The sequence below is a fragment of the Pseudomonadota bacterium genome (assembly GCA_038533575.1).
In the GTDB taxonomy this organism is placed as follows: domain Bacteria; phylum Pseudomonadota; class Alphaproteobacteria; order Rhodobacterales; family Rhodobacteraceae; genus Shimia_B.
Genome location: JBCAYL010000001.1, coordinates 599354 through 616952 on the forward strand (window position 1 = coordinate 599354; position 17599 = coordinate 616952).

Here is a 17599-nt window from a genome sequence, read left to right on the forward strand (position 1 = left end):
CTGCTCATCAAACCACCCAACCGCCGGCAAAAAACGACAGCACGACGGCAAGCCACTGCAGCACAACCACCATCTTGCGACGGCGCTCCTGCGCTCTCCACGCAGCTCGTGCGCGCCCTTGGTGCGTGTTCATCTCGTGGTGCTCCATCATTGCTTTCAGTGCCTCCTCCGACACGAAGCCGCCCTTGATGACGTGCCCCGCGACCTGCGCGACCCGAAGCGGCACGTAGCCATCCTGATCGATGATCTTGTACGCGACTGCGCGCTCTCTCTGTGTCGGCGCTCGATATCCGTTGTTGGCCCAGGCGCTCATTTCAGCGCCGCTATTGAACGTGATCGTCCGCTTGTCGTTCGCTGCAAAGATCGTCATGCAATCGCCTCCGATACCCTGTTGTTGAATTTGCCGCCCGTGCCGTAGACCTCTCGCAACTGGCTAAGAGTCAGGTTCTCATGGTCGTGGGCGATTTCCTGAACTGCGCGCACGCGAGGTCCGACGCTTCCGGCGCGCACAAGGCGTGTGCCGCCATTGATGCGCTTTTCCTCAGGCCGGTACGGAAACACGCAGGGCGTCCATCGGCTGCCGGTCTTGGTTTCAGCGTAGAAGGGCATCACGAAAGACCCTCCGGTGCCGCAGTGCTGTCGGAGTCCATGACCTCTGCGTCGCGGGCCTCAGTGGTCGTCTGTTCGGCGCGTTCTGCGGCTGCGAGCTGTTCGGGTGTGGGGTGGGTGTCTACTGTCTCCGCGTCTGCCTGCTGCGCTGTCTTCTGGAAATCGGCTAGCTTGGGCTCGAGCACCGCCCGATGCGGCTTCACTTCTGGCAACACGTAGAACGCACGAAACGCCTCAACGCCGTTCTCGGCGGCCCGCTGGGCGTCTGCCAGCAGACGAGCCTGATCGTCAGAACTCAGCTCCGCAGCAGGCCGCTGCGCTGCTGTAAGTGGCTGCACGACGTAGGGCTTGCGGCTGGACTTCGATAACGCCAGAACGGTCTGTAGGGGACCCGGTATGTCGCTCATGTGTGACACCTGAATTCCGCCAACCTCTTTGCCCCCCCACTTGACTGTAGGTTCGCAAAACAGCGTGCACTGCTTTCCTACCCAATTGTCGGTTTCACGCCCCCACCCCAAACTAAGGACGCGCTTCATACCTTTGTTTGGCTTCCACGGCTTGCCCTGATCTCCCTGAAAATACACATGGACAGGTTGTTCGCCACCTGGCACGCGCACTTCCGTTATGTGAATTGTCATGGACTTGCCAACCAGATCCAGCGCGTTCAGCTGGTCCGACTTGGCTACAAGGTATGCGCTAATATCTGGCATCAGATGTAATCCTCATACTTTACGCGCTCAGTCTTGACGGGCCGGAGGTGAGGCAGCGCGTGACGGTAATCAGCGAGCACCTTCTCGATGTCGGCTTCGATGGTCTGTGCGGCCTCGATGATCGCGGCCTGCGTGGCCTCGTCGGGCCAGACGCGCATGGTGAGCATGGGCATGCCGCCGCAATAGGAGGAGAAGTCGATCCACTTGCGCTCAGCCACCAGAAGGCCCGTTTGAAGCTGCAAGAAGTATTCGACCGGCGGCACGAAAGAGTCGCCATCCTTCGCCTGCACGGCGGTGCGCACCTGGTACTTCGGCGACCGTGACTTGCACTCCCAGAGCCCGTCGTCGCCGACGAGGCCGTCAGGTGAGTAGCCGATCTTTGGGCCGTGGCGTGTGTTCGTGATGAACCCCATCATGCGAATCGGACCGAACTCGTCGATGTAGGCCGCGCGCGCGAACGTCTCGTCGATATGCCCGCGCGCCATGTCGTAGCTCTCGAAGTGCGGCTCGGTGAATCCAGTCACGCGTTCGGCTGCAAGCTGGAAGACGTGAGCGCGGATCTTGTCGTTGCGCGCGGTCTTCAGCGTCGGCGTCAGGGCCAACTTCATCTCGCTGGCCGTGAGCACGCCCAAGCGCGCCTGCAGCCACTCTTCGGAGCCCTGAATGAGCTTGTGGTGGTATGTGATCGGACCGTCCGTCGTCGTCGCGAACGGCTCGTCGTCGAAGATGAATGGCTTAGCGATGGTGTCGTTCATTTGAGCCTCTTTCACTTTGTCAGGAGGTCGCGGGCGCGCTCGGTCGCGTCTCTGGCACCGACGCTGTACGCAAGCTCGAGCTGCCGCAGCGCGACCTCAAGCCGGTGGGATGTGCCGGCGATGACGTTCGTCTCCTCGCGCCCACCGATCATGACGCGGGCCATCTTGGACCCACCAGGCAGCGTGGTGATTTCGATGATGCGGATCGGCGCGGCCATCACACGGCCTCCAAAAACCGGCGGCGGTAGTACGCGGCACGGTCCAGCGCGCGAAAGCTGCTGACCCGCGCCATCTTCGCGCCGCCCTTGTCCTCGAGTAGCTCCGAGAGCTTGCGCTGTTGACGAGCACTGACGAGCGCGTCGCCTGCCATGATCTTGAAGATGCGCCGGTCCTGAAGCTGCTCGACGAGCTCCTGCCATCCGAGCCAACCTGGGCGCGAGATGCTGCTGCGCAGCCGCGCCATGCAGTTCTCACCAGCATAAGCCGTGGCCTGCGTGTACGCGGCCTGCAGCGCCTCCATCTTGGCGACATGCAAAGCGAGGTTTTCCGCGCGGCCGGGGTACATCACACACCCCCACGCATCGGAGGCAGCTTCGGCGCGACAGGCGGCACCATGCCCCCGTCGTCGTCGCGCTTGAAGTACGGCAGCGGGCTCTGGTGAATGACCGGTTGCGTGACACCGTAGATGCGGATCGGGCGGCGCTGGATCATCGCGCGGCCATGGCTGTCGATGTGAATCTCGGCGGTGTTGTTCCAGACGCGCTGGCCGCCGATGATGGTGAACTGTGCGGGCATGCGGTGCCTCCTCTCGTTGGGGAGGAATATACATAGGATATTTCCTAACCGCAAGAAGAAAAATAGGATAAATCCAATATCGCCTTGGTTGCGGTGCGCGCGTGCGCTACAAACAAGGCGGTACGGGTGTGTTTTCTTGGGGCGCTAAATGAGAATCGAGGAACTGGTCAGCCAGCTTTCTGGTCGTGAGCTAGACTGCCTGCTGAAAGAAGCTAGGCGCTGTCGCGCTGAGGCAGCCAAGCCAAGCCTGCCTGGATCAGCCGAAGTTGTGTCTCTGCATCCATCTGCTCAAAAATCTCAACGATCTCGGCGCGCTTGTCGTCATCAGACAGCGCATTCGGTCGCTGGGAAAGCAGGTAAGGCACAGAAACCTTGAGCCCAGCCGCAACCTTTTCGATAGTATCGAGCCTTGGGTTTCGGGACTTGCCCTTCAGTATATCGTAGATGCCAGTCGGATTGAGCTTCGAGGCTTCCGCAAGCGCAGCAGCCGTCATGTTCCGGCGATCCATAGTCGCCTTCACGTTCGCCACAAATATGCCAGCCAATGGTGCTCGCTCCATACTTAGGAAAATACCGAGACCGACATAATGGCGCCAATAGGAAGTTTCCAGTTGCGCGATACTAGGAAGTTTCCTAATGTGCCGCCATGGACAAGGACCCCATTCTCGCCGAGCTGCAGCAATATGCCGAGCGCACTGGCCTCGCCAAAAGTGCTGTCGGTGAGTTGGTGGCCAATGACCCGAACCTGATTTTCGACCTTGAGCGGGGCCGAGAGCTGCGCCGTGCGACACGCGCGAAGATCCGAGCGATCATCGAGGAGCAGGCCGCATGAAACACGCTCTCTACCGCCACTACGACGCTGAGGGCGCGCTTCTGTACGTGGGCATCACCTGCGATCTTGAGTGCCGGACGTCTGAACATGCAAGCCGGTCAGAATGGGCGTCGGAGGTCGCACGTACTGTGACCGAATATGCGCTGTCACGTGAGCACGCGCTGGCGCTTGAAAATGTCGCCATCACGTTTGAGCAGCCGAAGTACAACGTCCAGCAGTCGGCAAAGCCTGAAGAAGAAGGGCTTGAAGGGCGACAGCTAATCGACGCTCTTGGAAAAGACTTTTTCGTAGAGGTGCTCGGTATTACGGATCGCAATTTCCGCCACATACGTCAGAGCCGAAAAATTCCAGCGATGTATTTTGCAGCCGTGCTCATGGAGTGCAGCCGTCGGGGCGTAAAGTGTTCACCGCATGCATTCACCGGAAAGTCGCTCGCATGAGCTCTCCCACCCCATCTGCTGCATGTCGCGGGGTGACCACGCAATGAGGTGGAAGCCAGAAGACGATAAGCTACTGACAGAGCGCGCCGCTGCGGGTGACAGTCTTTCGCAGATTGCCGATGAGTTCGGCATTTCCGTGGAGGCTGCTAGAGCCCGAGCAAGAATGCTGGGCGTTGATGTCACCAGAGAAAGCGAGCAGTGCCTCAGGTCCAAAATTGCCGATATGCCTGCGCTTGAAGCGGTCGAGGTGTTGCTGCACGCGATTGAGCAATTGGAATCTGCCCTCGAGTTTGCGTCCGAAGATTTGATCGACGGGCTTAGCAAATACGAAAGCAGGATTATCCGTATTTTGCAGGCCCACAAAGGTGGAGCAGTGGATCGCGCGAGCATAATGAATGCGGTCTACTTCGACCGCGTCGATCAGGATAATGTTCCGCATTTTCGGATTATCGACGTTTTCCTTGCTCGCATAAAGGACAAGAGTCCCTCAATCGCCGCAAATATCAAGACTGTTTGGGGTGTCGGATATCGCTGGGAGGAGCAGAAGGCATGACATTGCCGGTCCTCTCACGTCCATCTGCCGCATGCACGCATGATGGCACACGAAGCGCGGGTGGCGAGCTAGGTCGTCATTTTGTACCCTGTTGCCGGTCCGGGGGCGCAACGACCGGCACGTATTTCAAGTTGGCCCTGGGGCCCTTCCGGGCTGTGTATCGTGGCACAGCCTTAAACAAGCAGGATCTGCACGAGTGGCCCCGGGGAGACGCGCTGACGCGACTTCATATAACCGCTCAAGACCTGAAACAGGGCGTGGCCCGCGCCAGAGCGGCATGTCCGCAGGGCAGCAATTCCAACCCCGCCGCGAGCTGTCCTGTGCTCGAAGCGTCCCGTTTGGCGGGTGAACTGGCGGGCGCCATTTGCGCGCTCGCCTTTTTTCTTCCGGCCCTCGTCAATCGAGCGCTCGCACTGTCGATCCTGGGCGACGTGCGACGGCCCCCGGCTGCGGTGCGGACACGCGGTCGGGGTGTCTTTCCCTCAGCAACCCCACTCACGGACTGCTGACGCGCCTTTGGGCTGCTTGGCGGTGATGAGCCGCTGCCAAACTTGAACAGCCCGCCGCGCGCGGGCGATTTTTTGGAGATGATGATGCTTGATCGCCAGCACATGAAAGACGATCCCGACTTTGCAGCCGCAGAGCAGACGGCGTTTCGCGTCACTGCCGGTGAGCTCCGCCACTTCATCGAGCACTTCGAGAGCCTTGAGGCTCAGAAGAAGGACCTCGCGGAGCAGCAGAAAGAGGTTATGGCGGAGGCCAAGGCACGGGGCTACGACACGAAGATCATGCGCAAGATCGTGGCGCTGCGGAAGCGTGACAGGGACGATATCGCCGAGGAAGAAGCCGTCCTCGACATGTATAAAGCTGCCCTTGGGATGTGACCTATGGGCAAGCGCTCAAACTTCGCACTGAAAAATGATCGCGGCTTCTATCGCACGCCGCCCGAGGCTGTTGCGCCGCTGGTGCCGCATCTGCCTCGCGGGGTGAGATATTGGGAGCCGTGCGCCGGCGATGGTGCGATTATGGACGTTCTGCCAGGATGCGTGCGCGCCAGCGATACCAAGCCGCTTCGGCGTGACATCCAATGCATGAATGTCAGTGCGATCCGGCGCTTTGGTGTCGATCTCTGCGGCGCGCAGATGTTCATCACGAACCTCTCGTTCCCGACCGGCAACACGCGTGGCGACCCGACTGTGCCGATGATCGAGCACTTGGCCGAGCTCCTGCCTCTGTGGACCATTCTTCCGGGTGACATGCTGTTCAATCGTTACTTCGCACGCGTGCACCCGATCTGCGTCAAGGTTGTGCCGATAGGGCGCGTCTCTTGGGAGGGGAATGGCGTAGCTGGCAAGGCAAACGCCTGCTGGTGCCTATTCGACGCCAAGCACATTGGTCAACCGCGGCTCATGGCGAGGGCGGCATGAGAAAGTTGCGAGTCAGAGATGTGCCGCGCGAGCGCGACGAGGAGGTGCTGGAGTACTTGCAGAGACGGGATTCTGGTCACACGTGGGCTGAGATCGGGCGCGCATTTAGCAAGTCAGCGCACTCTGTGTGGCGGGCGTGTCACGCTGTTGAGCAGGCGGACGACGGCACATGACGCACACGGTCCGCTTCGAGATACCCGGCAAGCCCTTTGCCAAGCAAAGGCCACGCATGACGCGGCAGGGCCGGGCTTATACGCCCAAGGCAACGGTGTCGTTCGAGAGCGTGGTCAGACAGCTGGCGGCCCTGCACTTCTCGGAGCCGCTAAGAGGCCCTGTGCACGTCTCGGTGTGTGCGGTGTTCGAGATCCCAAAAAGCTGGTCAAAGGCACGCCGCGACGCTGCAGTCGACGGGTTTCACACATCGCGGCCAGATGCGGACAACATCCGCAAGGCCATTCTCGATGGCATGAATCGCATCGCCTACGAGGACGATAGCCAGGTAGCCAGCGGCTTCGATCAGAAGATCTACGGCAGCGAAGCAAAGACAATTGTTGAGGTGACGGCGCTGCACGCGGATGCCTGGCATCTACGCCCGCAGGTGCGCCTATGAAGTCAGGAGCGGATTGGTACAAGCGCGACCCTGTCGCTTACCTAGGTGGAGTGCAGGGTCTGAGTGCGAAAGAGCACGCAGTTTATTCTGTGGTTCTGGACCTCATCTACCAACACGGCGGCGCGATCAATGACGACCCGAAATGGATCTCCGGGTGGATCAGCGACATGGGTTCGGCCGCCGTTCGCACGGCGATTTCAGCCCTCGTTCAGATGGGTAAAATCGAGCGCGAAAACGGCCTTCTGACACAGAAACGAGCGCGAAACGAAGCGAAAACCAGAGAGAAACTGAGGGAAACCAGAGCAAAATTGGGGGAAAAAGGTGGTGTTTCTTCTGCCGTTTCGAGGCGAGCATCAAGCCAAAACAACGACTTAGGTCAAGCAATTGCTTCCCCTAGAGAAGAGAAGAGAAGAGAAGAGTATACTGATGCTGAAGAAGCGCGCGCGGGAAATTCAACTGAAAAACCGCCGCCAGATCTGACTTTCCGGGAGCGCATTCTCACAGCCATCGGTGTCGACCCGATTTCCGGAATGACCGGTCACGGGGGAACTATGCTTGGCCGCACGACCGACATGGCAGAGGCAGGCCGTTGGACCGGCGATCTGGGCCTGACCGAAGTGGAATGCCTGACGGTCATTTCCGAAATCGCCAACCTTAGGACGGGTCGAGGGCCGCCGCGATCATTCCGATACTTCACGCCTGCCATGCAGGATCTCGCCAACGCAAAGGCAGCACCAAAACTCACCGTCATCCCTGCACAAGGAGGCACGAATGCAACACGAGCTAGCTCATCCAGATCAGTCGCCAGCGACGCAGATGTCCGCGCCATCGTGGCTGCGAGGTTCCGACATCAAGCGGGTCAGTGCCGCTGATCTTCGCGCTGCGCTGTGTCCAACGCCCGAAGCGGTGGAGCAGATGGCAGCGCGCGTGCAGCGATGCCTGAACAACTACTGGAAGGACAACGATATCGAGGCGCGGGCAGACGTGCTTGAGTCGTTCATCCGAGCGCTTGCTGACGTCCCGCTTTGGATTGTTGCAAGTGCCTTCGACCGGTGGGAGCAGCAGCACAATCGCCGCCCGACACCGGCAGACATCCGCAACAAGTGCTCTCGAATTCGAGAGCCGATTACCGCGGAGATCGACCGCCGCGATCGTCAACGCATCGCTGATGGACAAGCTCAGGTCGATGCCGCTCGCGAGATCGTCACTCCTGAGCGGCGAGCGGCGATTCTGGCCGAAGTGGGGTTTCGTCTCAGCCCGCAGCAACCACCTGAACGCGAGCCTATGCAAGCTCGCCGTCCGGACGGTGACGAACTGAAAGCGCTGCACGAGAAGGCGCGAAAACTTGCAGAGGAAAAGCCATGAGAAACCTAATGCTTGAGCTCGCCCGAGCAGAAGGACACAGGCCCCTACACCTCACGAGGCAATCTCTCCAGGCCAAGGTCCCAGCGGCCTGCCACGCGCGAAGCGTCGCTGCCGAAAAGAGGCGCGAGCGGATCGTGCAGACACTTTCGCAATCCAGCCCGATGACCAATGCGGAAATATCCGAGCTGTTGAAAATTCCGCTGTTCAAGGCTCAGGCAGACACCCGACACCTCATCGAAGCGGGCCGCATTCAGCGCATCTTCGTAGCGCGTGATAAGCGCAAAGACGAAGTGAGATTCACAGCGCTGACGCCAAGCGTCGAGGAATCGCGCTGATGGATCAGATTCACAGCGTCCAAGCAGCAAAGCTCGAAGCGGCGCGCTTGCGCAGCGAAGATGCATCGCGCTCCGAGGCGGTCATACGCGCGTTGCTGATCGGCAGTGGGTTCTCCGAGCAAGCGGCATACGCGGCAGTCGGGCCAATACAGGACAGTGGGACATGAGCGAAGATTACGAATACACAAATTGGATTGATCACGACGGTAAAGGATTTCCGCACGACATATGTAATCAGATGGCTGGGAGGGGATTTGAAATGATGACAATCGTCAGCGAAGGTTACGGTCGGCCTCAAACGCCGTGGGAGGAAGCCAACCGACCGAAAGTAGATCCTAACAGCCCTAGCTGGACATGGAAATGGTCGGGATCGTTCGGACTTGGAGAATGGATCTGTATTGATCCAAATTACATGCGGGTTACTCGATACAGATTCTATAAACCAAAGGCGTTTCAAGAGCAGGCAAACGCTGAAATTCTGGAAGAAATCGTGCAATTAAAGCGCGCTCCGTCGACCGAAGATGCATGATCAGCGTGAAAATAATAAACCTCAGATAACAGGATCGGATGAGATGAGTCGCGCCAAAAAAATTAAGCGCCGCATCAATGCTGGGCGTCCGCGCAAAAAATCCGTCACCGTAACGCAGGCGCCTTGGGGTGGAGATCACGGCACTGCCACCGCCGCTGCAATGCGGGGCACGGAGCTCGTCGAGGTGGTCGACGAGAACGGCAAGAACCCGAACCGCATGAAGCGTCGCCAGCGCGTCTGTCGCCTTGATGTGATGCTCAAGCGCGGGTGGATCACCATGCGCCAGCACCAGGCCGGGCGCTTCATTCAGGACGCCTACGGTCGGGTGCAAAGCCTGTCGTCTGGTGGCCCCCTGAAAGAGCGTGTGCAGAGCAGCCCAAAGCCCGACAAGGTCGTTGCTTCGCAGGTAGACGCGGTCAGCACACTGAAACTTGCCATGGACTGCGTGCCGCGATCTGCTCGCGACATCGTGGAGGCGGTCTGCTGGCACAACGAGCCGATGACGGTGCTTGTGCGGCGCGGCGACCGTCGTGCACCTGCGCGCCTGAAAGATGCTCTTGATCGCGTCGCCGATCGATTGAGGTATTGACCGTGACGCCAAAACATGCACAGAAGTATTTATCGGCAGAGCTTCGCGCAGGCGAGGCGGTCAAAAATCCCGACATGGTGACGACATGGCCCTGACAGCAAAGCAGGAAGCCTTTGCTGTCGCGTATTTCGAAAGCGGAAACGCCGCAGAGGCCTATCGAAAAGCCTACAACGTCGACGAAAACAGCCGAGATCGGTGGCATTACGTCGAAGCTCAGCAGCTTCTTGATCACCCTGTGATTGCCCTGCGCATCAAGGAAATCCGCGAAAAGGCGGAAGAGCTCGCAATCTACACTCGCCATAAGGCGATGGAGGAGCTCGAAGAAGCGCGTCAGCTTGCGCAAAAGGTAGGACAGGTTGCAGGCGCTGTCGGGGCGATCAAGGAGAAGGTCAAGCTCACCGGACTGGATCGGCCAAGCCGTGTCGAGGTCACCGGAAAAGACGGCCAGCCCGTGGCTCTCTCGCTAGATCCCACCAAGCTCTCCACTGCCGCCATGGAGGAACTGCTGCATGCGTTCACTGACGAAGGCGGATCTGGCAGCGATTGAGCGGGAATACTGCTCTCGATCCCTGTCCTCCTTTGTCAAACGCGCATGGCCACATATCGACCCGCAGCCGTACGTTCACGGCTGGCACATGGACGCTCTGGGTGAGCATCTTGAGGCGTGTGCCCGTGGGCAGATCACACGGCTTCTGATCAACATCCCGCCTGGCACATCGAAGTCGACGGCAAGCTCGGTGTTCTTCCCGGCATGGCTTTGGGGGCCATTTGGGCGACCGCAGGCCAAGTTCATCGGTGCAAGCTACGAGCAAGGGTTGGCGACCCGTGACAACCGCAAGACGCGGCTTCTGATCGCGTTAGACTGGTATCAGTCGCATTGGCCGATTCAGCTGACGAGCGACCAGAACGAAAAGACCGGCTTCGAGAACGCCGCGCAAGGCTTCAGGCAGTCGTGCGCCGTGAAGTCGATGACCGGCAAGCGCGGCGATTTCGTCGTCTGGGATGATCCGCTTTCGCCAGAAAAGGCATACAGCCAAGTCGAGCGCGACACAGCTAATCGGGTGTTTGCAGAGACGCTGCCGCTGCGTCTTACGGATCAGCGCACGGGTGTGATCATCGTGATCATGCAGCGCCTGCACGAGAATGATGTCAGCGGGTACATCTTGTCGCGCGATCTGGGCTACGAGCACTTGTGCCTGCCTATGGAGTACGAAGCCGAGCGCGCGTGCAGCACTTCGATTGGGTTCAAGGACCCGCGCACCAAGGACGGCGACCTGCTGTTTTCTGAGCGCTTCCCGCGCGAAGTTGTCGAGCGTGACAAGAAGGTCATGGGATCGTTTGCAACGGCGGGTCAGTTCCAGCAGCGCCCGGTGCCGCGCGAAGGTGGCATGTTCAAGGCGCACTGGTTCAACTACGTCGACGCGGTTCCGGTCGGTACAAAGTTTGTTCGCGGATGGGACATGGCGGCTTCGACGCGGGACACCAGCGCCTACACGGCGGGCGTGATGATCGGAAAGACGCCAGAGGGGCGGTTCATCATCGCCGACGCGCGACGCGAGCGCACGGAAGCGCCCCGACGCTACATTGTCGCGACTGCCGAGGAAGACAGTAAGGACGTGCGGATCAGCTACCCGCAGGACCCCGGTCAGGCGGGCAAGGATCAAGCGGCGTCGATCGCCAAGGACTTGTCGGGATATTCATTCACTTCGTCGCCAGAGAGCGGAGACAAAGCGGTTCGCGCAGAGCCGTTGGCAGCGCAAGCGGAGGCAGGCAACTTGGACATCCTTCGAGGCTCTTGGAACGCAGCGTACGTCGACGAGCTTTGCGCATTCCCCTTCGGCGAGTTTGCCGATCAGGTGGATGCGTCAAGCCGTGCGTTCAACGAGCTCGCAGGCGGGTCCACTTACAACTCGGCGGCCTGGCTGACCTGATGGCCAAGCACACGCTGACATGGCTTGCCGGGCGCAGCACCCCGGTCGTTACCGCTGTGGGCGCCAAACGGCGCAAGACGGCAGGCGGTAAAGTCGTGGCTTCTCGCCGCGCCACGGCAGAGGAAGAGCGCCAGATCGCGGCAGGGCAGTGGGTTCGATCGCGGCCACCGGGACAGCCGGGCAAGAAGTCCAGCATCCGCCCGCATCTTGGAGACGGCAACCTGGTCGAGAACATCCGCGCCAAACGAAAGCGCATCAAGGCGGGTGCCAGCGAGCGCAAAGCACGCCCGGGCGAGGCTGACTACCCTGAAGAGTCGGCCATTAAGGGCCTGTCGAAATGATCAAGCCGCACTATCGCCTGACGTCGCAGGGAAGCGTCATTCCGATCGGCGATGGCATGAAGAACGCGCTGACCGGACTGGGTGGCGCGACGGACAAGGGCGCATCGAACCGGCACCACCTGCAGATCCCGAGCGATTATGAACTCACCGTGATCTATGAGACATCGTGGATTGGACGGCAGATTGTCGACATTCCGGTTGAGGACGCCACCAAGAAATGGCGGACATGGGGCGGCGATCAGGGTGAGGAAATCGCCGAGCTTGAGCGCGAGTTCGGCATTCAGGAAAAAGTCGACGCTGGGGCTAAAAGCGGTCGTCTGTTCGGCGGCGCGGCGCTGATTGTCGGCGCAGGTGATCCCGATGCATCTCAGCCGCTTAACTACGACGACGTCACCGAAATTCGCTACGTCAACGTCGTTGACCGGTTCGACCTGTCGCCCGGTCCCGTCTCAAACGACGTGACCAGCCAGCGCTTCGGCAAGCCGATCTATTACACGGCGCAGGTAGGCGGCTCGATGCAGCAGATTCACCCGTCGCGGCTTTGCTTGTTTGGGGGGTCACGGCCATCGTCTCGTAGCTTCGGCGCGTTTCTGTCCGGATGGGATAACTCGATCCTCGTGTCGAAGATTGACGCGATCCGCGACATGGACGCGGTGATGGCGCACATTCGAAGCCTCGTAGCAGAGGCGAAGGTCGAGTACCTCAAGATCAAGCATTTGACCCAGCGCGTCCAAGATCCGCGTGAAGAGGCAGCCCTTAAAGCGCAGCTTTCAATACTGGAAAGTACCGCTGGCAATCGTAGGCGGGCGGCGCTCGACACTGAAGAAGATGTGGTCAGCTCGACCTACAGCTTCGCGGGCATGGGCGACATGGTGGACCGGTTCATGCACATGGCGGCTGGCGCAGGCGACATACCCATCACGCGGCTTTTCGGTGCGTCCCCAGGCGGCCTGAACAGCGCAGGCGAAAGCGATCTGGCGAACTACTACGACAGCGTCGCTGCGCTTCAGCAGAACAACCTCGGCCCGGCGCTTCGGCCTCTGGATATGTGCCTCAAGGCATCGGTTGGCGCGCTCGATGACGACACGGTCAAGCCAGAATGGCGACCGGTCCGTGAGATGTCCGAGAAGGACGTCGCAGAGGTGCAAGAGCGAACCGTTCGCGCCTTGGTCGCGCTCGAAGGCGCGCAGATGTTCGGCGAGGACCAGTTGGAACCTGTGTTCGAAGGCGCGTTGCGACGTGTGGGTCTGGAAGGATTGGAGATAGCCAATGATCAGGCTTGAAGACACGGTGACGCTGAATGACGCGCTGCAGCTGACCGATGAAGGTTATCTCGAAGTCAACGCACGGGTCGCTCGCACTGGTATCCAAATCTACCACCCGTCAGAGCTTGGGCTTGTCGGCGACGGCCCTGTGCGCGTCTACCGGGATGCTGACGAGGTGTTCGCGAAGGACAGCCTGAACACGTTCTCAGGACTGCCGATCACGATCGGACACCCAGCGCAGATGGTAGATGCGGCGTCGCACTCCGACCTTTCCAAGGGCCACACGGGTCAGGAAGTGCTGCGCGATGGCGAGCACCTCAAAATCGGACTGAAGATCACCGACGCAAAAGCTGTCGATCTGGTCCGCGTACAGAAGGTGCGCGACCTCTCCGTCGGATACACGTCCATCATCGACGCAACCCCTGGCACCACGCCGGACGGAGAGCCCTACGACGCGCGACAGACGCAGATCCGCGCCAACCATATCGCCATCGTACCGCAAGGCCGCGCAGGCACGGCACGCATCGGAGATTCGCGGTGGGGGGCAAGCCCTCTGCCTCTTTCGGGGCTCAACCCCCACAACCCAGCAGAAAAGGAGCCCGCAATGGCGGACCAGAAACTGCAGACCGTGGTGTTCTCCGACGAGGCATATGCGGTCAACGACCAAGGCATGGCGCTTCACAAGGCCATGAAGGCATCCCTCGACGAGGCGATGGCAGAGGCCAAAGAGATGGGCGATCGCATCGCTGAGCTCGAGGCCAAGGACACTGCGGCAACGGAAAAGATCGCCGATCTCAACAAGCAGGTAACTGACGCGAAGGTCACGCCCAAGATGCTCGCCGACGCCGCCAAGTCCCGCCAGGCCACAATCGATGCAGCCAAGAAGATGGGCGTCGAGGAGGACATGGACGACATGGACGAAGAAGACATGAAGAAAGCCGCCGTTGCCAAGAAGATGGGCGACAAGGCGAAGGACTTCACCTCCGCGCAGATCGCGACGGCCTTCGACACTCTCGCCGCCCTCGTCGTCAGCAAGGACAGCCTTGCGGGCGGCCTTGAAACGCCGCAGCCCGCCAAGGTCGGTGACGTACAGGTGCAATACGAGAAGAACCTCGCCGACGCCTGGAAGAAGCCCCTCGGCCACACCAAGAAGGAGACGGTCTAATGCCGGTTCAGGACTATCAGGGCGGCTATGCCGTCGACCAGACGATCGGCTACGCGGGCATGCGGGCCGACAACACGGTGTGCGACGTCGCATCCCGCTCGGTGGAAAACGCTGCTGTTGCCTTCGGACTCGCAGTCGGCGCTGGCACCGCAGACGGCTCTTGCCGCCTTGACGGCACTGGCTTCGAGGGCATCACGGTCGCAGACAAATCGCGCGAAGCTGATGACACCGATGCCGACCAGTACGCGGTCGGCGAAATGGCTGGCGTGATGCGCAAGGGCACCATCTGGGTGACGGCATCGACCAACGTCGACCCGACCGATCCGGTCACCTTCACGGCAGCAACGGGCGTCATCGGCGCTGGTCTCGCCACAACCATCGCAGGCGCGAAATTCGAGACGACGGCAACGTCGGGCAATCTCGTCCGCGTCTACCTGCCGTAAGGAGAACGATCATGCAGGCATCCTACCTTCTTGACGCCCAGGCCGCTCTCGGCTTCGTGACGTCGCAGCGCTCGCACATCGAAAGCGAGGTACTCGAACGGGAGTACCCCGAGATCAAGTACTCGACGCTTATTCCGGTGGACACGCAGGCCCCCGAGTTCGCGGCATCCGTCACGTTCTTCGCGCAGGACCACACCGGTCGAGCCAAGTTCATCAACGGCAAGGGGTCGGACGTTCCGCTCGTCAACCTGTCGCGCTCGAAGTTCGAGCAGACGGTGAACATGGGCGGCATCGGCTACGATTTCTCGCTTGAGGAAATCGGCGCGGCACAAGACGCAAACGTCAAGCTCTCGACCGAAGGCGCAAATGCGGCTCGCCAAGCATACGAGCAGCACGTCGACGCGGTGGCGCTTTCTGGTGAAGACCAGCTCGGCGTCGAGGGCTTCTTCGACATGACGGGCGTCACTTCGACGGCCGCATCGAAGACGTTCGCGACGTCGACGCCGCAGGAAATCCTTGCGGAGCTGAACGACGAGCTGACGGCGATCTACAAGGGCTCCCTCGGCGTCGATATGGCCGACACGATCGTTCTGCCGCTCGACATCATGGGCCGCCTGTCGTCCACGCAGCTGGCTCCTGAGAGCGACATGATGATCATCGACCTCCTGCGTCGTTCGAACATCTACACGGCTGAGACGGGCCGCGAACTGAACATCACCGGTTCGCATCGTCTGAGCGGCAAGGCTGTCATCTATCGCCGCGACCCCGCGGTGGTGAAGATGCACATGCCGATGCCGCTTCGGTTCATCGCACCGCAGCCCGTCGGACTGAGCATCGTGACGCTGGGCATGTACCGGTTCGCGCCGGTCAACATCCGCCGGCCCGGTGCTGTGCGCTACCTGACGGGGATCTGATCTTGATCACGTTCACGAACACGTCCGGTAGTCCGCTGACGATTAAGATCGAAGGGAAGCGAAAAACTGTGCTTCCCGGCGGTGCGATCAAGATCGGCGGTGAAAACCTCGCGCAGTCTGGTGTGAAGGCGTTCCGCAAGTCGGGTGCCCTGATGGCGGAGGCGCAAGCAGCCACCAAAGCCAAGGCAGAGGCGGAGGCGCAAGCAGCCACCAAAGCCAAGGCAGAGGCCGCCAAGAAAGACGCAAAGGGTGGCTGACCAGCTACCTGACATCCAAGGTGCCAACGGGCGGCGGCAAGAAGCCACGCCCGTTGTCGCTGTCGACGCCTTTGGCCGTATTGGACAATTGGGCGTCGAGGGCAAGCTCGAACAAGCAATCGAGCGCGGGCAGGCATTCTCAGTCGGCACGCCGCTGGAGTCGGTTCCGGGCTCGCAGTACCTCAAATACTGGCTGCAGAACCCGGCGGGCTCAGGAAAGCGCCTGTACGTTGTCAAACGCGGCTTTTCGAACAACCGCCGGATCACACAGAGTCATCTGACTCGCGGACTGGTCATCAACCCGACGCCTGACGGTGCTGGCACCAACGTCGCACTGAACCCGCTAGACGGTGTCAGTGTTGGCAATGCTGCTGGTGTGTTCGGCTGGGCTGTCGGCGGCGCTTTCGCGGAAGGTGCAGCGATCGAGCGCAACTTTCAGGCTGGCAACACGATCGAGATCAGCGTGCCGCGCATTGTGCTTCCTGGGCAATCGTTCGGCTACCAGATCAAGGGTCAGGGCAACGGCGCGGGCTCTGTAAAGGTGTCTGCCACTCTTGTCTTCATTGTGGAGGACTACGACGATGCGTAAGGTCTCAGGCGTGCCCCATGAAAGCGATGGGCAGGAGGACGACGTGCCCATGACTGTGATCGACGAAGATGACGGCACGCATTCACTGCAGGTGACAAGCCAGCAGGCCGCGACCACCATTCAGCAGAACACGACGATCATCGCAAACCAACAGACGATCATCACGCTTCTTCAGGGTGGCATCGGCGTCAACATCCTGGGCGGCGGCGGTCTCTGATGTACGGAACGCAGGAGGCTTTTGCGACGTACTGCTCAGTGGGCGGCTATGACCTCACTGGCATCGACGCAACCGCACAGACAGCAGCGCTGGTGCGAGCCTCTACGTTCGTCGATGGTCTGGGCTACCGCGATACTGGACGGGGCGTGCAGTCGCCTCTGTGGCCGGGCAGACCTGCCGTTGCTGGGCAATCCGCAGAATGGCCGCGCACGGGGGCGTCAGACGTCTATGGCGCTGAGTTCGGCGATGCCGACATTCCTCAGCGCGTCATCGACGCAACCTACGAGGTCGCTTTTCACGATCTATCCGGCGGCGACATCAATCGCGCTCTCTCACCTGACCAATTGGTGACGCGCGAGAAGTTCGACGTGGTCGAGTTCCAATACGCAGGCGGCGACGGCAAGATGGTGGACACGCGTCCGGTTCTGCCCGCCGTGATGTCACTTCTGGCCCCTCTGATTGGCGGCGGGCGCTACGGAATCACGATGGTGGTCAGCTGATGAGCGGGGCGGCCATTCAAAGCAAGGTGCGCGCTGGTTTGGAGCGCGTGGCGCAGCGTGCTGGAACTGGTGACTTTACCGTGTTGCTCATTCGTCAGCAGGATCCCGATCTGACGACGACGCCACCCACCAAGGGCGCACAGGTCGCCTACACGTTCACAGGCATGCAGACGCGCTTTTCGTTCGCAGAGCAGCAGGCTGGCAATGTTCAGGCAGGTGATGTCAAGTTCCTGCTTGCTGTGGGCACCACCGAGCCGCGCAACAGCGACAAGATCAAGGTCAATGGCGTGCGGTACGAGATCGAGGCATTCGAGGCAGTCGCGCCGGGCGGTGTTCCGCTCATGTGGAAAATTCATGCGCGCGGCGGTGTTGCGGATAACGAGGCCTACGCCCCTGGCACGCCGGATCCGACGTGACCCGTCGACAGA

At 60.4% G+C, this 17599-nt stretch carries 32 protein-coding genes; 24 read left to right on the top strand and 8 right to left on the bottom strand.

The window, feature by feature from the left end:
* Positions 1-7: 7 nt before the first annotated feature.
* The 8 genes from AAFM92_03050 to AAFM92_03085 form a co-directional block, all read right to left on the bottom strand.
* On the bottom strand, positions 8-370 hold the full coding sequence (locus AAFM92_03050; GenBank protein ID MEL7299338.1) for a hypothetical protein: 363 nt from the start codon (positions 368-370) through the stop codon (positions 8-10).
* Positions 367-609: a hypothetical protein gene (locus tag AAFM92_03055; protein ID MEL7299339.1), complete on the bottom strand. Its 243-nt coding sequence runs from the start codon at positions 607-609 to the stop codon at positions 367-369. Before AAFM92_03055 ends, AAFM92_03050 begins: the two co-directional genes overlap by 4 nt.
* Positions 609-1319: a hypothetical protein gene (locus AAFM92_03060; GenBank protein ID MEL7299340.1), complete on the bottom strand. Its 711-nt coding sequence runs from the start codon at positions 1317-1319 to the stop codon at positions 609-611. The genes AAFM92_03055 and AAFM92_03060 overlap by 1 nt, the downstream gene beginning before the upstream one ends.
* Positions 1319-2074 carry a YqaJ viral recombinase family protein gene (locus AAFM92_03065; protein MEL7299341.1) on the bottom strand — a complete coding sequence of 252 codons (756 nt, stop codon included), beginning with the start codon at positions 2072-2074 and terminating at the stop codon, positions 1319-1321. The genes AAFM92_03060 and AAFM92_03065 overlap by 1 nt, the downstream gene beginning before the upstream one ends.
* 11 nt (positions 2075-2085) lie before the next feature.
* On the bottom strand, positions 2086-2292 hold the full coding sequence (locus AAFM92_03070; protein ID MEL7299342.1) for a hypothetical protein: 207 nt from the start codon (positions 2290-2292) through the stop codon (positions 2086-2088).
* Positions 2292-2639 (bottom strand): hypothetical protein, encoded by a 348-nt coding sequence (locus AAFM92_03075; GenBank protein ID MEL7299343.1) that lies wholly within the window; start codon positions 2637-2639, stop codon positions 2292-2294. The genes AAFM92_03070 and AAFM92_03075 overlap by 1 nt, the downstream gene beginning before the upstream one ends.
* Positions 2639-2869 (bottom strand): hypothetical protein, encoded by a 231-nt coding sequence (locus tag AAFM92_03080; GenBank protein MEL7299344.1) that lies wholly within the window; start codon positions 2867-2869, stop codon positions 2639-2641. The genes AAFM92_03075 and AAFM92_03080 overlap by 1 nt, the downstream gene beginning before the upstream one ends.
* Positions 2870-3081: 212 nt before the next feature.
* A complete protein-coding gene (locus AAFM92_03085; protein ID MEL7299345.1) occupies positions 3082-3429 on the bottom strand; it encodes a helix-turn-helix domain-containing protein in 348 nt (115 codons plus the stop codon).
* Between the two features lie 86 nt (positions 3430-3515).
* Here AAFM92_03085 and AAFM92_03090 point away from each other — a divergent pair, with 86 nt between their 5' ends.
* From AAFM92_03090 to AAFM92_03205, 24 genes are all read left to right on the top strand, one after another.
* Positions 3516-3701 carry a hypothetical protein gene (locus AAFM92_03090; protein ID MEL7299346.1) on the top strand — a complete coding sequence of 62 codons (186 nt, stop codon included), beginning with the start codon at positions 3516-3518 and terminating at the stop codon, positions 3699-3701.
* Positions 3698-4141, top strand: coding sequence for a hypothetical protein (locus tag AAFM92_03095; GenBank protein ID MEL7299347.1), 444 nt, complete (start codon positions 3698-3700; stop codon positions 4139-4141). Before AAFM92_03090 ends, AAFM92_03095 begins: the two co-directional genes overlap by 4 nt.
* A 22-nt stretch (positions 4142-4163) precedes the next feature.
* Positions 4164-4694, top strand: coding sequence for a helix-turn-helix domain-containing protein (locus tag AAFM92_03100; protein MEL7299348.1), 531 nt, complete (start codon positions 4164-4166; stop codon positions 4692-4694).
* A gap of 593 nt (positions 4695-5287) precedes the next feature.
* Positions 5288-5578, top strand: coding sequence for a DUF2312 domain-containing protein (locus AAFM92_03105; protein MEL7299349.1), 291 nt, complete (start codon positions 5288-5290; stop codon positions 5576-5578).
* A gap of 3 nt (positions 5579-5581) precedes the next feature.
* The gene (locus AAFM92_03110; GenBank protein MEL7299350.1) at positions 5582-6121 is read left to right on the top strand and encodes a hypothetical protein; all 540 of its coding nucleotides are present in this window, start codon (positions 5582-5584) and stop codon (positions 6119-6121) included.
* A 169-nt stretch (positions 6122-6290) separates the two neighbouring features.
* Positions 6291-6731, top strand: coding sequence for a RusA family crossover junction endodeoxyribonuclease (locus AAFM92_03115; GenBank protein MEL7299351.1), 441 nt, complete (start codon positions 6291-6293; stop codon positions 6729-6731).
* Positions 6728-7603, top strand: a complete 876-nt coding sequence (locus AAFM92_03120; GenBank protein ID MEL7299352.1) for a DUF1376 domain-containing protein — start codon at positions 6728-6730, stop codon at positions 7601-7603. Before AAFM92_03115 ends, AAFM92_03120 begins: the two co-directional genes overlap by 4 nt.
* Before the next feature lie 43 nt (positions 7604-7646).
* Positions 7647-8096 carry a hypothetical protein gene (locus AAFM92_03125; GenBank protein MEL7299353.1) on the top strand — a complete coding sequence of 150 codons (450 nt, stop codon included), beginning with the start codon at positions 7647-7649 and terminating at the stop codon, positions 8094-8096.
* Positions 8097-8104: 8 nt separating this feature from the next.
* Positions 8105-8431 carry a hypothetical protein gene (locus AAFM92_03130; GenBank protein ID MEL7299354.1) on the top strand — a complete coding sequence of 109 codons (327 nt, stop codon included), beginning with the start codon at positions 8105-8107 and terminating at the stop codon, positions 8429-8431.
* Positions 8431-8598 carry a hypothetical protein gene (locus tag AAFM92_03135; GenBank protein MEL7299355.1) on the top strand — a complete coding sequence of 56 codons (168 nt, stop codon included), beginning with the start codon at positions 8431-8433 and terminating at the stop codon, positions 8596-8598. Before AAFM92_03130 ends, AAFM92_03135 begins: the two co-directional genes overlap by 1 nt.
* Entirely contained in the window at positions 8595-8960 is a 366-nt protein-coding gene (locus AAFM92_03140) for a hypothetical protein (GenBank protein MEL7299356.1), read from the top strand. The genes AAFM92_03135 and AAFM92_03140 overlap by 4 nt, the downstream gene beginning before the upstream one ends.
* A gap of 43 nt (positions 8961-9003) precedes the next feature.
* Entirely contained in the window at positions 9004-9549 is a 546-nt protein-coding gene (locus AAFM92_03145; GenBank protein MEL7299357.1) for a hypothetical protein, read from the top strand.
* 85 nt (positions 9550-9634) lie between these two features.
* A complete protein-coding gene (locus AAFM92_03150; protein ID MEL7299358.1) occupies positions 9635-10096 on the top strand; it encodes a terminase small subunit in 462 nt (153 codons plus the stop codon).
* A complete protein-coding gene (gene terL, locus AAFM92_03155; protein ID MEL7299359.1) occupies positions 10059-11480 on the top strand; it encodes a phage terminase large subunit in 1422 nt (473 codons plus the stop codon). The genes AAFM92_03150 and terL overlap by 38 nt, the downstream gene beginning before the upstream one ends.
* The gene (locus AAFM92_03160) at positions 11480-11821 is read left to right on the top strand and encodes a hypothetical protein (GenBank protein MEL7299360.1); all 342 of its coding nucleotides are present in this window, start codon (positions 11480-11482) and stop codon (positions 11819-11821) included. Before terL ends, AAFM92_03160 begins: the two co-directional genes overlap by 1 nt.
* Complete coding sequence (locus AAFM92_03165) at positions 11818-13104, top strand: DUF1073 domain-containing protein (GenBank protein MEL7299361.1); 1287 nt, start codon at positions 11818-11820, stop codon at positions 13102-13104. Before AAFM92_03160 ends, AAFM92_03165 begins: the two co-directional genes overlap by 4 nt.
* 7 nt (positions 13105-13111) lie before the next feature.
* Entirely contained in the window at positions 13112-14251 is a 1140-nt protein-coding gene (locus tag AAFM92_03170; protein MEL7299362.1) for a DUF2213 domain-containing protein, read from the top strand.
* Positions 14251-14694 (top strand): hypothetical protein, encoded by a 444-nt coding sequence (locus AAFM92_03175; GenBank protein MEL7299363.1) that lies wholly within the window; start codon positions 14251-14253, stop codon positions 14692-14694. The genes AAFM92_03170 and AAFM92_03175 overlap by 1 nt, the downstream gene beginning before the upstream one ends.
* Before the next feature lie 11 nt (positions 14695-14705).
* Complete coding sequence (locus AAFM92_03180) at positions 14706-15608, top strand: major capsid family protein (protein MEL7299364.1); 903 nt, start codon at positions 14706-14708, stop codon at positions 15606-15608.
* A gap of 2 nt (positions 15609-15610) precedes the next feature.
* Positions 15611-15865, top strand: coding sequence for a hypothetical protein (locus AAFM92_03185; protein MEL7299365.1), 255 nt, complete (start codon positions 15611-15613; stop codon positions 15863-15865).
* Entirely contained in the window at positions 15858-16454 is a 597-nt protein-coding gene (locus tag AAFM92_03190; protein MEL7299366.1) for a hypothetical protein, read from the top strand. Before AAFM92_03185 ends, AAFM92_03190 begins: the two co-directional genes overlap by 8 nt.
* Positions 16447-16671 carry a hypothetical protein gene (locus AAFM92_03195; protein ID MEL7299367.1) on the top strand — a complete coding sequence of 75 codons (225 nt, stop codon included), beginning with the start codon at positions 16447-16449 and terminating at the stop codon, positions 16669-16671. Before AAFM92_03190 ends, AAFM92_03195 begins: the two co-directional genes overlap by 8 nt.
* Positions 16671-17171, top strand: coding sequence for a DnaT-like ssDNA-binding protein (locus AAFM92_03200; GenBank protein MEL7299368.1), 501 nt, complete (start codon positions 16671-16673; stop codon positions 17169-17171). Before AAFM92_03195 ends, AAFM92_03200 begins: the two co-directional genes overlap by 1 nt.
* Positions 17171-17587 carry a hypothetical protein gene (locus AAFM92_03205; protein MEL7299369.1) on the top strand — a complete coding sequence of 139 codons (417 nt, stop codon included), beginning with the start codon at positions 17171-17173 and terminating at the stop codon, positions 17585-17587. The genes AAFM92_03200 and AAFM92_03205 overlap by 1 nt, the downstream gene beginning before the upstream one ends.
* The last annotated feature ends 12 nt before the right edge of the window (positions 17588-17599 follow it).

What these genes read in the sequence shown, in the direction of transcription:
- AAFM92_03050 (MEL7299338.1), bottom strand. Translation starts at nt 370, where the DNA reads ATGACGATCTTTGCAGCGAACGACAAGCGGACGATCACGTTCAATAGC.
- AAFM92_03055 (MEL7299339.1), bottom strand. Translation starts at nt 609, where the DNA reads ATGCCCTTCTACGCTGAAACCAAGACCGGCAGCCGATGGACGCCCTGC.
- AAFM92_03060 (MEL7299340.1), bottom strand. Translation starts at nt 1,319, where the DNA reads ATGCCAGATATTAGCGCATACCTTGTAGCCAAGTCGGACCAGCTGAAC.
- AAFM92_03065 (MEL7299341.1), bottom strand. Translation starts at nt 2,074, where the DNA reads ATGAACGACACCATCGCTAAGCCATTCATCTTCGACGACGAGCCGTTC.
- AAFM92_03070 (MEL7299342.1), bottom strand. Translation starts at nt 2,292, where the DNA reads ATGGCCGCGCCGATCCGCATCATCGAAATCACCACGCTGCCTGGTGGG.
- AAFM92_03075 (MEL7299343.1), bottom strand. Translation starts at nt 2,639, where the DNA reads ATGTACCCCGGCCGCGCGGAAAACCTCGCTTTGCATGTCGCCAAGATG.
- AAFM92_03080 (MEL7299344.1), bottom strand. Translation starts at nt 2,869, where the DNA reads ATGCCCGCACAGTTCACCATCATCGGCGGCCAGCGCGTCTGGAACAAC.
- AAFM92_03085 (MEL7299345.1), bottom strand. Translation starts at nt 3,429, where the DNA reads ATGGAGCGAGCACCATTGGCTGGCATATTTGTGGCGAACGTGAAGGCG.
- AAFM92_03090 (MEL7299346.1), top strand. Translation starts at nt 3,516, where the DNA reads ATGGACAAGGACCCCATTCTCGCCGAGCTGCAGCAATATGCCGAGCGC.
- AAFM92_03095 (MEL7299347.1), top strand. Translation starts at nt 3,698, where the DNA reads ATGAAACACGCTCTCTACCGCCACTACGACGCTGAGGGCGCGCTTCTG.
- AAFM92_03100 (MEL7299348.1), top strand. Translation starts at nt 4,164, where the DNA reads ATGTCGCGGGGTGACCACGCAATGAGGTGGAAGCCAGAAGACGATAAG.
- AAFM92_03105 (MEL7299349.1), top strand. Translation starts at nt 5,288, where the DNA reads ATGCTTGATCGCCAGCACATGAAAGACGATCCCGACTTTGCAGCCGCA.
- AAFM92_03110 (MEL7299350.1), top strand. Translation starts at nt 5,582, where the DNA reads ATGGGCAAGCGCTCAAACTTCGCACTGAAAAATGATCGCGGCTTCTAT.
- AAFM92_03115 (MEL7299351.1), top strand. Translation starts at nt 6,291, where the DNA reads ATGACGCACACGGTCCGCTTCGAGATACCCGGCAAGCCCTTTGCCAAG.
- AAFM92_03120 (MEL7299352.1), top strand. Translation starts at nt 6,728, where the DNA reads ATGAAGTCAGGAGCGGATTGGTACAAGCGCGACCCTGTCGCTTACCTA.
- AAFM92_03125 (MEL7299353.1), top strand. Translation starts at nt 7,647, where the DNA reads ATGGCAGCGCGCGTGCAGCGATGCCTGAACAACTACTGGAAGGACAAC.
- AAFM92_03130 (MEL7299354.1), top strand. Translation starts at nt 8,105, where the DNA reads ATGCTTGAGCTCGCCCGAGCAGAAGGACACAGGCCCCTACACCTCACG.
- AAFM92_03135 (MEL7299355.1), top strand. Translation starts at nt 8,431, where the DNA reads ATGGATCAGATTCACAGCGTCCAAGCAGCAAAGCTCGAAGCGGCGCGC.
- AAFM92_03140 (MEL7299356.1), top strand. Translation starts at nt 8,595, where the DNA reads ATGAGCGAAGATTACGAATACACAAATTGGATTGATCACGACGGTAAA.
- AAFM92_03145 (MEL7299357.1), top strand. Translation starts at nt 9,004, where the DNA reads ATGAGTCGCGCCAAAAAAATTAAGCGCCGCATCAATGCTGGGCGTCCG.
- AAFM92_03150 (MEL7299358.1), top strand. Translation starts at nt 9,635, where the DNA reads ATGGCCCTGACAGCAAAGCAGGAAGCCTTTGCTGTCGCGTATTTCGAA.
- terL (MEL7299359.1), top strand. Translation starts at nt 10,059, where the DNA reads ATGCGTTCACTGACGAAGGCGGATCTGGCAGCGATTGAGCGGGAATAC.
- AAFM92_03160 (MEL7299360.1), top strand. Translation starts at nt 11,480, where the DNA reads ATGGCCAAGCACACGCTGACATGGCTTGCCGGGCGCAGCACCCCGGTC.
- AAFM92_03165 (MEL7299361.1), top strand. Translation starts at nt 11,818, where the DNA reads ATGATCAAGCCGCACTATCGCCTGACGTCGCAGGGAAGCGTCATTCCG.
- AAFM92_03175 (MEL7299363.1), top strand. Translation starts at nt 14,251, where the DNA reads ATGCCGGTTCAGGACTATCAGGGCGGCTATGCCGTCGACCAGACGATC.
- AAFM92_03180 (MEL7299364.1), top strand. Translation starts at nt 14,706, where the DNA reads ATGCAGGCATCCTACCTTCTTGACGCCCAGGCCGCTCTCGGCTTCGTG.
- AAFM92_03195 (MEL7299367.1), top strand. Translation starts at nt 16,447, where the DNA reads ATGCGTAAGGTCTCAGGCGTGCCCCATGAAAGCGATGGGCAGGAGGAC.
- AAFM92_03200 (MEL7299368.1), top strand. Translation starts at nt 16,671, where the DNA reads ATGTACGGAACGCAGGAGGCTTTTGCGACGTACTGCTCAGTGGGCGGC.
- AAFM92_03205 (MEL7299369.1), top strand. Translation starts at nt 17,171, where the DNA reads ATGAGCGGGGCGGCCATTCAAAGCAAGGTGCGCGCTGGTTTGGAGCGC.